The sequence below is a fragment of the Paraburkholderia sp. Cpub6 genome, from assembly GCF_014201065.1.
Lineage (GTDB): Bacteria > Pseudomonadota > Gammaproteobacteria > Burkholderiales > Burkholderiaceae > Paraburkholderia > Paraburkholderia tuberum.
The window spans coordinates 83,525-97,880 of record NZ_JACHDM010000026.1; the positions used below are offsets into that span (position 1 = coordinate 83,525).

The window sequence follows — 14,356 nt, forward strand, 5'->3', positions numbered from 1 at the left end:
GGCTTAAGCAGCCAGCAGCGAGCGCAGCACGAACGGCAGAATCCCGCCGTGCTTGTAGTAGTCGACTTCGATCGGCGTGTCGATACGCAGCAGCACCGGAACGCGCTTGTCGCCGTCCTTGCCGTGGATCACGAGCGTGACTTCCTGTTGCGGCTTGAAGTCGTCGCCGAGGCCTTCGATGTCGTACGTTTCTTCGCCGGTGATGCCGAGCGACTGCACGCTATCCGAGCCCTTGAACTGCAGTGGCAGAACGCCCATGCCGACCAGGTTCGAACGATGGATCCGTTCGAAGCTGCGTGCGACCACAGCCTTCACGCCCAGCAGTTGCGTGCCCTTGGCCGCCCAGTCTCGCGACGAGCCCGTGCCGTACTCTTCGCCCGCGAACACGACGGTCGGCGTATCGGCGCCGATGTACTTCATCGCTGCGTCATAGATGGACAGCTGTTCGCCGCTCGGCTGGTGAATCGTCAGGCCGCCTTCGACGCGCGAGCCGTCCGCCTTCGCCGGGATCATCAGGTTCTTGATACGGACGTTCGCGAACGTGCCGCGCATCATCACGTCGTGGTTACCGCGCCGCGAGCCGTAGCTGTTGAAGTCGGCCTTTTGCACGCCGTTTTCCTTCAACCAGCGGCCTGCCGGCGAGTCTTCCTTGATCGAGCCTGCCGGGCTGATGTGGTCGGTCGTGACCGAGTCACCGAAGATGCCCAACGCGCGTGCGCCCTTGACCGGCGCGATGCTGGAAGCCGGCGTCATCGAGAAGTCCTTGCCGAAGAACGGCGGCTCGGCGATGTAGGTCGACTTCGGCCAGTCGTAGACCTGACCTTCTTCGCCCTCGATCTTGCTCCACAGATCGCCCTTCTTCGTGAGCTGCGAGTAGTTCTTGCGGAACGCGTCGGCATCCATCGCGTACTTCAGCAGCGCGTTGACTTCTTCGCTGGTCGGCCAGATGTCGCCGAGGTAGATGTCCTTGCCGCCCTTGCCCTTGCCGACCGGCTCGGTCATCAGGTCGCGCGTGATGTTGCCGGCGATCGCGTATGCCACGACGAGCGGCGGCGACGCGAGGAAGTTCGCGCGGATGTTCGGGTGGATACGCGCTTCGAAGTTACGGTTGCCCGACAGCACCGCTGCCGCGACGATGTCGTTCTTCGTGATCGCGTCGTTCAGTTCCGGCGTCAGGTCGCCCGCGTTGCCGATACAGGTCGTGCAGCCGTAAGCGGCCAGCGTGAAGCCGAGCTTGTCGAGGTACTTCAGCAGGTCGGTCTTCGTCAGGTACTCGGTGACGATACGCGACCCCGGAGCGAGCGACGTCTTGATGTGCGGAGCGACCGTCAGGCCAGCTTCGACAGCCTTCTTCGCAAGCAGACCGGCGGCCAGCAGCACGCTCGGGTTCGACGTGTTCGTGCACGACGTGATCGCGGCGATCAGCACGTCGCCGTTCTTGACGTCGACGCCGTTGCTCGTCGTGTATTGCGCGTCGAGATCGGCGGCCTTCTTCGCAAAGCCGTTTTCGGCGACCGGCTTCGAGAACAGGTCGGTGAAGGTCGACTTCACGTGGCCGATCTCGATGCGGTCCTGCGGTCGCTTCGGGCCTGCCAGCGACGGCGCGACCGTCGCGAGATCCAGCGTGACGACCTTCGTGTAGTCGATGTCGCCTTCGCCCGGAATGCCGAACAGCTCCTGCGCCTTGAAGTAGTTTTCGAACGCGGAGATTTCCGCGTCCGTGCGGCCGGTGCCGTGGAAGAAGTCGATGGTCTTTTCGTCGACCGGGAAGAAGCCCATCGTTGCGCCGTATTCCGGCGCCATGTTGCCGATCGTCGCACGGTCCGGCACCGACAGCGAGCGCGTGCCTTCGCCGAAGAACTCGACGAACTTGCCGACGACCTTCTCCTTACGCAGCAGTTCGGTGATCGTCAGCACGAGGTCGGTCGCAGTCACGCCTTCGATCAGCTTGCCCTTCAGGTGCACACCGACGACGTCCGGCGTCAGGAAGTACACCGGCTGGCCAAGCATGCCTGCTTCGGCTTCGATACCGCCCACACCCCAGCCGACCACGCCGATGCCGTTGATCATCGTCGTGTGGCTGTCCGTGCCGACCAGGGAATCCGGGTAGTACACGGTGTCCGCGCCGTCGGCCTTCTTGTGCACGCCCCGCGCGAGGTACTCGAGGTTCACCTGGTGAACGATGCCGACGCCCGGCGGCACGACCTTGAACGTGTCGAACGCCTGCATGCCCCACTTCATGAACTGATAGCGCTCGTTGTTGCGCTGGAATTCCAGCTTCATGTTCAGGTCGAGCGCGTTCTTCTCGCGGAAGTGGTCGATCTGCACCGAGTGGTCGACGACCAGATCGACCGGCACCAGCGGCTCGATCGACTTCGGGTTCTTGCCGACGGCCTTCGCGACGCCGCGCATCGCGGCGATGTCGGCGAGCAGCGGCACGCCGGTGAAGTCCTGCAGCACGACGCGCGACACGACGAACGGAATTTCGTCGACGCGCGCCGCGGTCGGCTTCCAGTTCGCGAGTTGCGTGACATGTCCTTCGGCGACTTTCTTGCCGTCGTAGTTGCGCAGCACCGATTCCAGCACGATACGGATCGAGACCGGCAGGCGGTCGATCTTGAGGTTCAGAGCCTTGCCGAGTTGCGGCAGCGAGTAGAACTTGCCTTTGCCGGAACCGCTGTCGAATTCCTTGAGCGTTTTGTGGAGGTTGTGGGCCATGGTGTTTTCCTTGGTTTGGATCGCGGAACTACAGTACTCAACCTAGATGACGTACAGATCGACGTATTCATTGACCGGCGTCGCTTCGAGCTTGGCCTGGTCGAGCGATACGTCGAGAATCGCCAGTTGTTGCTTGACCGGAAAGCGCCGCGCGAGGTTGGTCTTGAACTTCTCGACCAGCAACGGAATACCGTCTTCACGACGGCGCTTATGACCGATCGGGTATTCGACTACGACTTCACCGAACTTCGACCCGTCGTTGAATTCGATCGTCAGTGCGTTGGCGATCGAACGCTTCTCCGGGTCGTGATAGTCCTTCGTGAACTGTGGGTCTTCGACGCATTCCATCTTCGCGCGCAATGCATCGATACGCGAGTCCTGCGCGACTGAATCTTCGTAATCGGCAGCCGTCAGACGGCCGAAAATCAGCGGCACCGCGATCATGTACTGGATGCAATGATCACGGTCAGCCGGATTGTTCAACGGACCCTTTTTATCGATGATGCGAATCGCCGCTTCGTGGGTGCGGATCGTGATGCGGCGAATGTCTTCGACGCGCCGGCCCTGCGCGGCGAGCTGCACATGCAGCGCGAGCGCGGCTTCCACGGCGGTTTGCGCGTGGAACTCGGCCGGAAACGAGATTTTGAACAGCACGTTTTCCATCACGTACGAGCCGTACGGACGCTGGAACTGGAACGCGTTGCCGTTGAACAGCACGTCGTAGAAGCCCCACGTTTTCGCGCTGAGCACCGACGGATAGCCCATCTCGCCGGTCTTCGAGATCAGCGCGAGGCGCACGGCGCGCGAGGTCGCGTCGCCGGCGGCCCACGATTTGCGCGAACCGGTGTTCGGCGCATGACGGTAGGTGCGCAGCGCCTGCCCATCGACGAGCGCCTGCGATACCGCGTTGATCAACTCGTCGCGCGTAAGGCCGATCAGCTGACCGACCACGGCGGTCGACGCGAGCTTGACGAGCAGCACATGATCGAGCCCGACTTTGTTGAACGAGTTCTCGAGCGCGATGCAGCCTTGAATTTCGTGCGCCTTGATCATGGCGATCAGGACGTCTTTCATCGTCAGCGGCGCTTTGCCGGCTGCGATGGCGGTGCGCGAGAGCCAGTCGGCCGTCGCGAGAATGCCACCGAGGTTATCGGACGGATGGCCCCATTCGGCGGCCAGCCAGGTGTCGTTGAAATCGAGCCAGCGGATCATCGCGCCGATGTTGAAGGCGGCCTGAACCGGGTCCAGCTGGAACGACGTGCCCGGCACCTTCGCGCCGTTGGGGACGATCGTGCCTGCCACGATCGGTCCCATCAGCTTGGTGCAGGCTGGGTAGGTAAGCGCCTCGAGTCCGCAACCGAGCGTGTCGATCAGGCAATGACGCGCGGTTTCCAGCGCGAGCGCGCTGTCGATCCGGTAATCCAGCACGTAGTCGACGATCTCGACCAGGACGGCGTCCGGGGCGGGTCGTACGTTGGAGATCGGGGCGGGCATCGGGGGCTTCCCTGGCGGCGAAAATCAGTTGCCGGTCTTGTTGATCGCGTTCGATTGCGTTGCAGCCGGCGCGCCCTGTTCCATGGCGACCGTCTTGCACTCGTCGGCGAGACGCGAGCTGTCCTTGTCCTGGAACAGCATGGCCTTCGTCGGGATCACGACGAGGTCCATGCCGGATGCTGCGTCGTGGAAGCGGTCGGCGCCCGTCGTGGTCGCTTCGCGCGGCAGGTTGTAGTTCTTGTTCGCCCAGTGAACCGTGACAATCTGGTCACGCTTCATGTCGCCTTTCATTTCGAAAGCAAGGCCGTCCTTGCACGCCCACTTTTCAGCGCCGTCGGGAATCGGATCGACCTTCGCTTCCTTCGCCGGATTCGGCTTGCGCTTGATCAGGCGGTGCGGCTCCGGGCGCTTCGCGACGGCCTTGGTGGCCGGCTTCTTCGTGGTGGTGGCCGTGTCCGCAGCGGTGGCGTCAGTCGCGACGGTCAGCATCGTCGTGGACAGGGCGCCAATCATGGCGGCGATCATCAGCTTTTTCATGGAGAAAACCTTTCTATCAAAATCAGTTAAACAGTGCGCGGACGACCGGTCCGGCGGCCGCGCGGGTTGAACTGCACGCGCTGTGGAGCGCGCAGCGATCGCTATTTTCTCCTATTTAGCGGCACGTACTTTAAATTCTCGGGTCCGGTGTAATTCGCGCTTGGGCGGATGATCTTGTTGTCGACGCGCTGCTCGATGATGTGCGCGCTCCATCCTGCCGTACGCGAGATCACGAACAGCGGCGTGAACATCGCGGTCGGCACGCCCATCATGTGATACGACACCGCGCTGAACCAGTCGAGGTTCGGGAACATCTTCTTCGCGTCCCACATCACCGATTCGAGCCGTTCGGCGATCGAGAACAGTTTCGTGTTGCCGGCTTCCTTCGACAGCTTCTTCGCGACTTCCTTGATGATCTTGTTGCGCGGGTCCGAGATCGTGTAGACCGGATGGCCAAAGCCGATCACGACTTCCTTGTTCTCGACGCGGCGGCGGATGTCGGCTTCGGCTTCGTCAGGCGTCTGGTAGCGCGACTGGATTTCGAACGCGGCTTCATTGGCGCCGCCGTGTTTCGGGCCGCGCAGCGCGCCGATCGCGCCGGTGACCGCCGAGTACATGTCCGAGCCCGTGCCGGCGATCACGCGGCCGGTGAACGTCGACGCGTTGAACTCGTGCTCCGCGTACAGGTTCAGCGACACGTGCATCGCATCCACCCACGCCTTCGACGGCTCGACGCCATGCAGCAGATGCAGGAAATGCCCGCCGATCGAATCGTCGTCGGTTTCGACCTCGATACGCTTGCCGTTGTGCGAGTAGTGATACCAGTACAGCAGCATCGAGCCGAGCGAGGCCATCAGCTTGTCGGCGATATCGCGCGCGCCGGGCAGGTTGTGATCGTCCTTCTCGGGCAGTACGGTGCCGAGCACCGACACGCCGGTGCGCATCACGTCCATCGGATGCGCGGCGGCCGGAATCCATTCGAGTGCGGCCTTCACGTTGGCGGGCAGGCCGCGCATCGACTTCAGCTTCGTCTTGTACGCGGTCAGTTCGGCCTGGGTCGGCAGCTTGCCGTGGACCAGCAGATAAGCGATCTCCTCGAATTCGCACGCCTCGGCGATGTCGAGAATGTCATAGCCGCGATAGTGCAGATCGTTGCCGGTCTTGCCGACCGTGCACAGCGCGGTATTGCCCGCGGTGACGCCCGACAGCGCGACGGATTTTTTCGGTTTGAAGCCGCTTTGCGTTTCGTTGCCGCCTGTTGCGCCAGCGGCTTGCGTCGTCTCGCTCATGTTCCGCCTTCTCCTGTGTGCCGGCTCATCGCTGCCGTTTGAAAAACGCGTCGCTTATGCCACCGACTGTCCGTTGGCGCCCACTTGCGCAAAAAGCGGCGCCGCTTCTTGTGGAACGGCGCGGCCGGTGGTTTGCGCGCGGCGCAGCACCGACCAGTAATAGCGGTAGCTCGCGCGGTCGTTCAGCGTATCGCCGTAACGCGTCGGGCCCCAATGCGCGGACTGCGCGGCCAGCAGGATTTCGGCGGCCGTCGCGATTTCTTCGTCGCGCGGCGCGAACGCGGCGACGATCGCCTCGATCTGCGCGGGGTGGATGCTCCACATGCGCGTGTAGCCGAACTCGTTGCGGGCGCGCTGTGCGTCGTTCGCGACCACGCTCATGTCGCGCACTTCGGTGCTGACGTTGTGCGATGGCACCTTGCCGAACGCATGGCAGGCCGCCGAAATCTCGAGCTTCGCGCGCCGCACGAGCGGATGATCGAATTGGCCCGGCGAGCGCATCGCGGTATCGGGGATCGCGCCGTCGTGCGCGGAGACGAAGTCCATCAGGCCGAAGCTCAGCGCCTCGACGCCCGGCAGCGCGGCGAGTTCGAACACACGCGTAAGCGCGCCGTGGGTTTCGACCAGCAACTGCACCGGCACCGGCTGCGCGAGGCCGAGCTCGCGCCGCGTCGCCTCGATGAACGCGATCATTTCGGCGGCATCGTGAACATTGCGGATTTTCGGCAGCGTGATGTAAGCGGGTGCTCGCTTTGCGGCGCGCAGAATGAGGCGTACGTCGTCGCGCCAGTGCGCGTGAGCGAAGTCGTGGATGCGCACGCCGACGCGGCCGAAGCGGTCATGCTCGGTGCCCAGTAGCGATGCGACCAGTTCCGCGTGCTCGGCCTCGCGGCCGACCTGCGCGCCGTCTTCGCAATCGAGCGTGATATCGAACACCGGGCCGAGTTGCTGCTGTAACGCGAGCGACTTCAGCATCAGCTTTTCGCTGCCCGCGTAGTGATCGCAGGCAGGCAGCACAGCGGGCGGCGCTTCGCCCTCAAACAGCACTTCGGCGGGTGTGAGAACGCGCATCTTCGGCGTGTGGGGCGTGGTGAAAATTAAGGATGTCGGATTCGGGCGTGCTCTGCGCGAGTGCCGTCGGGCAACGGCAAAGCACGTTCGAATCAGAGGCGAATGGCGATGATCGCACGGCCATTCACACGAAAAAAACCGGAACCCGCCGCGCTGACGCTTCGGAGTTCCGGTTCATCGGCATCAGATGCTTAGCCGAGCAGGTGCTGAACGCCGTCGCGCTCTTCCAGCAGTTCCTGCAGCGTGCCGTCCATCTTTTCGCGCGAGAACGCGTCGATTGCCAGACCTTCGACGCGCTTGTACTCGCCGTTTTCGCAGGTCACGGGCACGCCGTAGATGATGTCTTCAGGGATGCCGTACGAGCCGTCCGACGGGATGCCCATCGTGACCCACTTGCCGTTCGTGCCGAGCACCCAGTCACGCACGTGGTCGATCGCAGCGTTAGCCGCCGATGCCGCCGACGACAGGCCGCGCGCTTCGATGATCGCCGCGCCGCGCTTGCCGACGGTCGGGATGAACGTGTTGCGGTTCCATTCTTCGTCGTTGATCAGCTTGGTCAGGTCCTGACCTTCAGCCGTTGCAACGCGGAAGTCGGGGTACATGGTCGGCGAGTGGTTGCCCCACACTGCGAGCTTTTCGATCGACGCGACCGGCTTGCCCGACTTGGCGGCCAGTTGCGACAGCGCGCGGTTGTGGTCCAGACGGAGCATCGCGGTGAAGTTCTTCTTCGGCAGATCCGGCGCCGACTTCATGGCGATGTATGCGTTCGTGTTGGCCGGGTTGCCGACCACCAGAACCTTCACGTCGCGGCTGGCGACGTCGTTCAGCGCCTTGCCCTGAACCGTGAAGATTTCGGCGTTGGCCGACAGCAGATCCTTGCGCTCCATACCCTTCGAACGCGGACGCGCGCCGACCAGCAGTGCAATGTCGGCGTCCTTGAACGCGACCTTCGGGTCGTCCGTGATCACGACGCCCGACAGCAGGGGGAATGCGCAATCATCCAGTTCCATCACGACGCCTTTGACGGCGGCTTGCGCTTGCGGCAGATCGAGCAGTTGCAGGATCACCGGCTGGTCCTTGCCGAGCAGGTCGCCATTGGCGATGCGGAATAGCAGGGAGTAAGCGATTTGACCTGCGGCGCCGGTGACGGCAACGCGCTTTGCGGGCTTAGCCATTGAGAAATCTCCAGGACGATGCGTTAGACGCTAGGGAAAACGCCATTCTATATGCGCGTTCAGCGAAGCGTGATGAAACACGGCGGAATTCACTGTTCGCGTGCGGGCTCGGAATTGGCGAGACCGGGCGGCGCGTTACGGCAAGACCGTCGTGCCGGAAAGCTGTACTGCGGAGCGGGACGGGATGGCCCAGGGCTTACGCCGGGCCGGGGCCGCAACTGCACGGTGCGGGCTCCTGCAAACAGCGCGTTTCGGCAAGCGTCGGGCCAGCGGGTGCAACACGGAGACAGCGCGCGAATGCAACGGATGGCGGCGAATCGAAACCTGGACTGCGTAGGGGACGGCATGGTGCAGAGTGGCTGCCGGAGCGTCGCGGCGCTGCATCAAACAGCCGCCGCAAAATCCCGCAAACCCTTGCTCGACAAGGAGTGTAGGAGTCGAAACAGACAAAGTCAACAGTATCTTATGTCTTATATAAGACACATCTATCGCGGGGAAAACCCTAGACGTGTCCCAGCCCTTTATGATGAAATGCGCGCATGAATTCGAACCCGGCGAATCCTGTGAACCCGAATGGCCAAGGGGCCGCCGGCGAAGGCGTATCCGCTGTTTCCGCTGCCGCGTCGCCTACCTTCAGCCCCTTATATCAGCAGATCAAGGGCTTGATTACGCAGAGCCTCGAAAGCGGCGAATGGAAGCCGGGCGAGATCATTCCTAGTGAAGTCGAACTGGCCGCGCGTTTCAAGGTGAGTCAGGGTACGGTGCGCAAGGCGATCGACGAACTCGCCGCCGACAACCTGCTGGTGCGCCGCCAGGGCAAGGGCACATTCGTTGCAACGCACAACGAAGAGCGCGCGCAGTTCCGTTTCCTGAGATTGCTCGCCGACGACGGCGCCGAGCATCCGCACGTGAGCCGTCTGCTCGAATGCCGGCGGCTGCGCGCATCGGCGGAAATCGCGCGGCAGCTCGATCTGAAGCCGGCCGATCCGGTCGTGCTGATCAAGCGTTTGCTGCAGTTCGACGGCGAAGTCACCGTGCTCGACGAAATCTGGCTGCCCGGCGTCGTGTTCCGCGGGCTCACGCTCGAGCGGCTGTCGGAGTACAAGGGTCCCCTCTACGCGATGTTCGAGACGGAATTCGGTACCCGCATGATTCGCGCGACGGAAAAAATCCGCGCGGTCGCAGCGGAGCCTTCCGTGGCGGACCTGCTGCATGTGCCGGCGGGTTTTCCGTTGCTGTCGGTCGAGCGCGTGTCCTATACCTATGGGGACCGGCCGGTCGAAGTCCGGCGAGGTTGGTATGTCACAACCGGGTATTACTATCAGAACGATCTGAGCTGAATCGGGCTGAAACGAGGCGCGGCGTCCCACACGCGCGCCAATCGGAAGGCGCTTTCATTGCGCGCGCAGCAAAGGACCCAGCGTGGTTTTCGCTGCAGCGCGATATAAAAAGGCGCTAAAATTGCGGATTAGTGTGACTACATAGTAAGGGGTCTAGCATGGCAGAAGCCGTAAAAAAACCGAGGCCGGAATTCCGGAACATCGGTATTGGGCAAATACTGACGGCATACCGTTTCCCGCTGGCGGCGGGCGTGTCGATTCTGCATCGCGTGAGCGGTGCCTTGTTGTTTCTCTTCCTTCCGTTCCTGCTGTTCCTCTTCGATCAGAGCCTGACTTCCGAACTGAGCTTCGAAGTATTCAAAGGCTTCCTCTCCAACATCATCGTCAAGCTGATCACGCTGGTTCTCGCGTGGGCCTTCCTGTTCCACTTCTGCGCCGGCATCCGTCACCTCGTGATGGATACGAATCATGATGCCGTGTCGAAAGAGAAGGGCAAATCGACCTCCATCGTGGTGATCGTCGTGTCGTCGCTGCTTACCATCGCATTCGCGGCAAAACTGTTCGGAGCATTCTAAAAAATGTCAGCCAATAACCGAATCGGTTCGAAGCGTCTCGTCGTCGGCGCGCATTACGGTCTGCGCGACTGGCTCGCGCAACGCGTCACCGCCTGCGTGATGGCGGTGTACACGGTGATTCTGCTCGCGTGGTTCTTCCTCGCGCGCGACTTTTCGTACGACGGCTGGGCGTCGATCTTCGCGACGCAGTGGATGAAGCTCGCCACGTTCGTCACGCTTCTCTCGCTGTTCTACCACGCGTGGGTTGGTATCCGTGACATCTGGATGGATTACGTGAAGCCCGTTGGCACGCGTCTCGTCCTCCAGGTGCTGACGATCCTCTGGCTGCTCGCATGTGCGGGCTACGCTGCGCAGATTCTCTGGAGAGTATAAAAGCATGGTTGCAATCAAGAATTCTCTGCCGCGTCGCCGCTTCGACGTCGTCATCGTCGGCGCGGGCGGCTCGGGGATGCGCGCGTCGCTGCAACTCGCGCGTGCCGGTCTGTCGGTCTGCGTGCTGTCCAAGGTGTTCCCGACGCGTTCGCACACGGTCGCGGCCCAGGGCGGCATCGGCGCTTCGCTCGGCAACATGAGCGAAGACAACTGGCACTACCACTTCTACGACACGATCAAGGGCTCCGACTGGCTCGGCGACCAGGACGCGATCGAGTTCATGTGCCGTGAAGCACCGAATGCCGTCTACGAACTGGAACACATGGGCATGCCGTTCGACCGCAATGCGGACGGCACGATCTATCAGCGCCCGTTCGGCGGCCACACCGCGAATTACGGCGAAAAGCCGGTGCAGCGCGCGTGCGCGGCGGCTGACCGTACCGGTCACGCGCTGCTGCACACGCTGTACCAGCAGAACGTTGCTGCCAAGACGCAATTCTTCGTCGAATGGATGGCGCTGGACCTGATCCGCGACGCCGACGGCGACGTGCTCGGCGTGACCGCACTGGAAATGGAAACCGGCGACGTCTACATCCTCGAAGGCAAGACCACGCTGTTCGCCACGGGCGGCGCGGGCCGGATCTTCGCGGCATCGACCAACGCGTTCATCAACACCGGTGACGGCCTCGGCATGGCGGCCCGTTCGGGCATCGCGCTGCAGGACATGGAATTCTGGCAATTCCACCCGACCGGCGTGGCCGGCGCGGGCGTGCTGATCACCGAAGGCGTGCGCGGCGAAGGCGGTATTCTGCGTAACTCGAACGGCGAGCGTTTCATGGAACGCTACGCGCCGACGCTGAAGGACCTGGCGCCGCGCGACTTCGTCTCGCGTTCGATGGACCAGGAAATCAAGGAAGGCCGCGGCGTGGGTCCGAACAAGGATCACGTGCTGCTCGACCTGTCGCACATCGGCGCCGAGACGATCATGAAGCGTCTGCCGTCGATCCGGGAAATCGCGCTGAAGTTCGCGAACGTCGACTGCATCAAGGAGCCGATCCCGGTCGTGCCGACCATCCACTACCAGATGGGCGGTATTCCGACGAACATCAACGGCCAGGTCGTCGGTACGCCGCGCGGCCACGAAGAAGTCGTCAACGGTTTCTACGCAGTGGGCGAATGCTCGTGCGTGTCGGTGCACGGCGCGAACCGTCTCGGCACGAACTCGCTGCTCGACCTCGTAGTGTTCGGCCGCGCTGCCGGCAACCACATCGTCAAGCACGTGAAGGAACTGAAGGAACACAAGCCGCTGCCGGCCGATGCAGCCGACTTCGCGCTGTCGCGTCTGGCGAAGCTGGACAGCTCGTCGTCGGGCGAGTACGCACAGTCGGTCGCGAACGACATCCGCGGCACGATGCAGAAGCACGCTGGTGTGTTCCGTACCTCGGCTCTGCTGTCCGAAGGCGTCGAGGCCATCCGTGAAGTGGCGGCACGCGTCGACAACATCCATCTGAAGGACAAGTCGAAGGTGTTCAACACGGCTCGCATCGAAGCGCTCGAAGTGGCGAACCTGATCGAAGTGGCACGCGCCACGATGGTCTCCGCCGAAGCGCGCAAGGAAAGCCGTGGCGCGCACGCGCAGAACGACTTCGAACATCGCGACGACGAAAACTGGCTGCGCCATTCGTTGTGGTTCAGCGAAGGCGATCGCCTCGACTACAAGCCGGTTCACATGAAGCCGCTGACCGTCGAATCGGTTCCGCCGAAAGCGCGTACCTTCTAAGGCACAAGTCAAAGGAATTCAGAGAAATGGCCAAGCGTACATTTGAAATTTACCGCTACGATCCGGACAAGGACGCCGCTCCGCGCATGCAGACGTACGAGATCGAAATCGACTCGCACGAACGCATGCTGCTCGACGCGCTCATCAAGCTGAAGGCGCTCGACGAAACCCTGTCGTTCCGTCGCTCGTGCCGCGAAGGCGTGTGCGGTTCGGACGCAATGAACATCAACGGCAAGAACGGCCTCGCGTGCCTGACGAACCTGAACGACCTGCCGCAGAAGATCGTGCTGCGTCCGCTGCCGGGCCTGCCCGTCGTGCGCGACCTGATCTGCGACTTCACGCAGTTCTTCAACCAGTATCACTCGATCAAGCCGTATCTGATCAACGATACGCCGCCGCCGGAAAAGGAACGTCTGCAGTCGCCGGAAGAACGCGACGAGCTCGACGGCCTGTACGAATGTATTCTGTGCGCGAGCTGCTCGACGTCGTGCCCGAGCTTCTGGTGGAATCCGGACAAGTTCGTCGGCCCGGCTGGTCTGCTGCAAGCCTACCGCTTCATCGCGGATAGCCGCGACGAGGCAACCGGCGAGCGCCTCGACAACCTGGAAGATCCGTACCGTCTGTTCCGTTGCCACACGATCATGAACTGTGTCGACGTTTGCCCGAAGGGCCTTAACCCGACCAAGGCAATCGGCAAGATCAAGGAATTGATGGTTCGCCGCGCTGTCTAGTATCAATGAGCTCCGCGCTCCCTGGCGCGCGCTGCCCCCGAGAGGGCGGTCAGTGCGCCCGGGCGCGGCGCGGGGTGTACCCACATGACCGAAACATCGCATCAGTCCGACCCTCTCCGCCGCGCGCGTCTTCGCTGGCGCGCACGGCGGGGCCTGCTGGAAAACGACCTGATTTTCGAGCGTTTTTTCAGCCGATATGAGCATGACCTCAGCGATGCCGATGTGGGCGCACTCACGCGCCTGCTCGAGCTGAGCGATAACGACCTGATGGACTTGCTGCTCGCGCGCAAGGAACCAGAAGGCGATCTGGCCGACCCGGACGTGGTCCGGGTTCTGGAGTTGCTGCGCAACGCTTGAGCGCCGCCAGTCCGTTGTTCCAGGCGTGCAATTATCGAAACCCTGTATCCATACTTCGATTGAGGATGTGCTATGACCCCGTCAGATGTTAAAGCCACGCTATCGTTCAGCGACAATTCGCCGAGCGTCGAAATGCCGATTTACAAGGGCACGATTGGCCCGGATGTGATCGACATTCGCAAACTGTACGGCCAGACCGGCAAATTCACATACGACCCGGGCTTCATGTCGACGGCGGCGTGCAATTCGGCGATTACTTACATCGACGGCGACAAGGGCGAACTGCTCTACCGCGGCTACCCGATCGACAACCTCGCGCAAAACGCCGACTTCCTCGAAACCTGCTACCTGCTGCTGAACGGCGAGCTGCCGAACCAGAAGCAGAAGGTCGAATTCGTCGGCACCGTCACGAAGCACACGATGGTGCACGAGCAGATGCAGTTCTTCTTCCGCGGCTTCCGCCGCGACGCGCATCCGATGGCAATTCTGGTCGCCGCGGTCGGCGCGCTGTCCGCGTTCTATCACGACTCGCTCGACATCAATAACCCGCGTCACCGCGAAGTGTCGGCGATCCGTATGATCGCGAAGCTGCCCACGCTGGTCGCGATGGCGTACAAGTACAGCATCGGCCAGCCGTTCGTGTATCCGAAGAACGACCTGTCGTACAGCGCGAACTTCATGCGCATGATGTTCTCGAACCCGTGCGAAGAGTACGAGGTCAACGACGTGCTGGTGCGCGCGCTCGACCGTATCCTGATCCTGCACGCTGACCACGAGCAGAACGCGTCGACTTCGACCGTGCGGCTCGCCGGTTCGTCGGGCGCGAATCCGTTCGCGTGTATCGCGGCGGGTATCGCGTGTCTGTGGGGCCCGGCGCACGGCGGCGCGAACGAAGCCGCGCTGACCATGCTGGAAGA

The 14,356-nt window shown here is 62.4% G+C and carries 13 protein-coding genes; 7 read left to right on the forward strand and 6 right to left on the reverse strand.

The genetic code is table 11. The features are described from left to right. Positions 1 to 3 precede the first annotated feature (3 nt). The 6 genes from acnA to HDG33_RS30275 all read right to left on the reverse strand — a co-directional run bounded on the left by acnA (position 4) and on the right by HDG33_RS30275 (position 8,284). Positions 4 to 2,718 (reverse strand): aconitate hydratase AcnA, encoded by a 2,715-nt coding sequence (gene acnA / locus HDG33_RS30250; protein ID WP_184037990.1) that lies wholly within the window; start codon positions 2,716 to 2,718, stop codon positions 4 to 6. Between the two features lie 42 nt (positions 2,719 to 2,760). Further along, positions 2,761 to 4,212, reverse strand: a complete 1,452-nt coding sequence (locus HDG33_RS30255) for a bifunctional 2-methylcitrate dehydratase/aconitate hydratase (RefSeq protein WP_184037993.1) — start codon at positions 4,210 to 4,212, stop codon at positions 2,761 to 2,763. Between the two features lie 24 nt (positions 4,213 to 4,236). After that, on the reverse strand, positions 4,237 to 4,749 hold the full coding sequence (locus tag HDG33_RS30260) for a hypothetical protein (RefSeq protein ID WP_184037996.1): 513 nt from the start codon (positions 4,747 to 4,749) through the stop codon (positions 4,237 to 4,239). Between the two features lie 101 nt (positions 4,750 to 4,850). Then, a complete protein-coding gene (prpC, locus tag HDG33_RS30265) occupies positions 4,851 to 6,038 on the reverse strand; it encodes a 2-methylcitrate synthase (RefSeq protein WP_090808268.1) in 1,188 nt (395 codons plus the stop codon). A 54-nt stretch (positions 6,039 to 6,092) separates the two neighbouring features. Continuing rightward, positions 6,093 to 7,109 (reverse strand): CoA ester lyase, encoded by a 1,017-nt coding sequence (locus tag HDG33_RS30270; protein ID WP_184037999.1) that lies wholly within the window; start codon positions 7,107 to 7,109, stop codon positions 6,093 to 6,095. 191 nt (positions 7,110 to 7,300) lie between these two features. Then, on the reverse strand, positions 7,301 to 8,284 hold the full coding sequence (locus HDG33_RS30275; protein WP_090808272.1) for a malate dehydrogenase: 984 nt from the start codon (positions 8,282 to 8,284) through the stop codon (positions 7,301 to 7,303). 539 nt (positions 8,285 to 8,823) lie between these two features. On the opposite strand from HDG33_RS30275, the gene HDG33_RS30280 reads away from it, so the two are divergent. The 7 genes from HDG33_RS30280 to gltA form a co-directional block, all read left to right on the forward strand. Then, the gene (locus tag HDG33_RS30280) at positions 8,824 to 9,624 is read left to right on the forward strand and encodes a GntR family transcriptional regulator (protein WP_184038002.1); all 801 of its coding nucleotides are present in this window, start codon (positions 8,824 to 8,826) and stop codon (positions 9,622 to 9,624) included. Positions 9,625 to 9,782: 158 nt separating this feature from the next. Next, on the forward strand, positions 9,783 to 10,199 hold the full coding sequence (gene sdhC, locus HDG33_RS30285) for a succinate dehydrogenase, cytochrome b556 subunit (protein ID WP_184038005.1): 417 nt from the start codon (positions 9,783 to 9,785) through the stop codon (positions 10,197 to 10,199). A gap of 3 nt (positions 10,200 to 10,202) precedes the next feature. Beyond that, complete coding sequence (gene sdhD, locus HDG33_RS30290; RefSeq protein WP_184038008.1) at positions 10,203 to 10,571, forward strand: succinate dehydrogenase, hydrophobic membrane anchor protein; 369 nt, start codon at positions 10,203 to 10,205, stop codon at positions 10,569 to 10,571. Between the two features lie 4 nt (positions 10,572 to 10,575). Beyond that, positions 10,576 to 12,351 (forward strand): succinate dehydrogenase flavoprotein subunit, encoded by a 1,776-nt coding sequence (gene sdhA, locus HDG33_RS30295; RefSeq protein ID WP_184038010.1) that lies wholly within the window; start codon positions 10,576 to 10,578, stop codon positions 12,349 to 12,351. A gap of 26 nt (positions 12,352 to 12,377) precedes the next feature. After that, positions 12,378 to 13,082, forward strand: a complete 705-nt coding sequence (locus HDG33_RS30300; protein WP_090808286.1) for a succinate dehydrogenase iron-sulfur subunit — start codon at positions 12,378 to 12,380, stop codon at positions 13,080 to 13,082. Between the two features lie 84 nt (positions 13,083 to 13,166). Further along, positions 13,167 to 13,439: a succinate dehydrogenase assembly factor 2 gene (locus HDG33_RS30305; protein ID WP_018424116.1), complete on the forward strand. Its 273-nt coding sequence runs from the start codon at positions 13,167 to 13,169 to the stop codon at positions 13,437 to 13,439. 72 nt (positions 13,440 to 13,511) lie between these two features. Then, positions 13,512 to 14,356 (forward strand): citrate synthase (gene gltA, locus HDG33_RS30310; RefSeq protein ID WP_184038013.1); only part of this gene is annotated, 845 nt, incomplete at its 3' end.

Bases quoted from the DNA above. Each gene is read 5' to 3' on its own strand.
- HDG33_RS30280 (WP_184038002.1), top strand. From the start codon at position 8,824: ATGAATTCGAACCCGGCGAATCCTGTGAACCCGAATGGCCAAGGGGCC.
- sdhA (WP_184038010.1), top strand. From the start codon at position 10,576: ATGGTTGCAATCAAGAATTCTCTGCCGCGTCGCCGCTTCGACGTCGTC.
- HDG33_RS30270 (WP_184037999.1), bottom strand. From the start codon at position 7,109: ATGCGCGTTCTCACACCCGCCGAAGTGCTGTTTGAGGGCGAAGCGCCG.
- HDG33_RS30260 (WP_184037996.1), bottom strand. From the start codon at position 4,749: ATGAAAAAGCTGATGATCGCCGCCATGATTGGCGCCCTGTCCACGACG.
- sdhC (WP_184038005.1), top strand. From the start codon at position 9,783: ATGGCAGAAGCCGTAAAAAAACCGAGGCCGGAATTCCGGAACATCGGT.
- HDG33_RS30300 (WP_090808286.1), top strand. From the start codon at position 12,378: ATGGCCAAGCGTACATTTGAAATTTACCGCTACGATCCGGACAAGGAC.
- prpC (WP_090808268.1), bottom strand. From the start codon at position 6,038: ATGAGCGAGACGACGCAAGCCGCTGGCGCAACAGGCGGCAACGAAACG.
- HDG33_RS30275 (WP_090808272.1), bottom strand. From the start codon at position 8,284: ATGGCTAAGCCCGCAAAGCGCGTTGCCGTCACCGGCGCCGCAGGTCAA.
- sdhD (WP_184038008.1), top strand. From the start codon at position 10,203: ATGTCAGCCAATAACCGAATCGGTTCGAAGCGTCTCGTCGTCGGCGCG.
- HDG33_RS30305 (WP_018424116.1), top strand. From the start codon at position 13,167: ATGACCGAAACATCGCATCAGTCCGACCCTCTCCGCCGCGCGCGTCTT.
- HDG33_RS30255 (WP_184037993.1), bottom strand. From the start codon at position 4,212: ATGCCCGCCCCGATCTCCAACGTACGACCCGCCCCGGACGCCGTCCTG.
- acnA (WP_184037990.1), bottom strand. From the start codon at position 2,718: ATGGCCCACAACCTCCACAAAACGCTCAAGGAATTCGACAGCGGTTCC.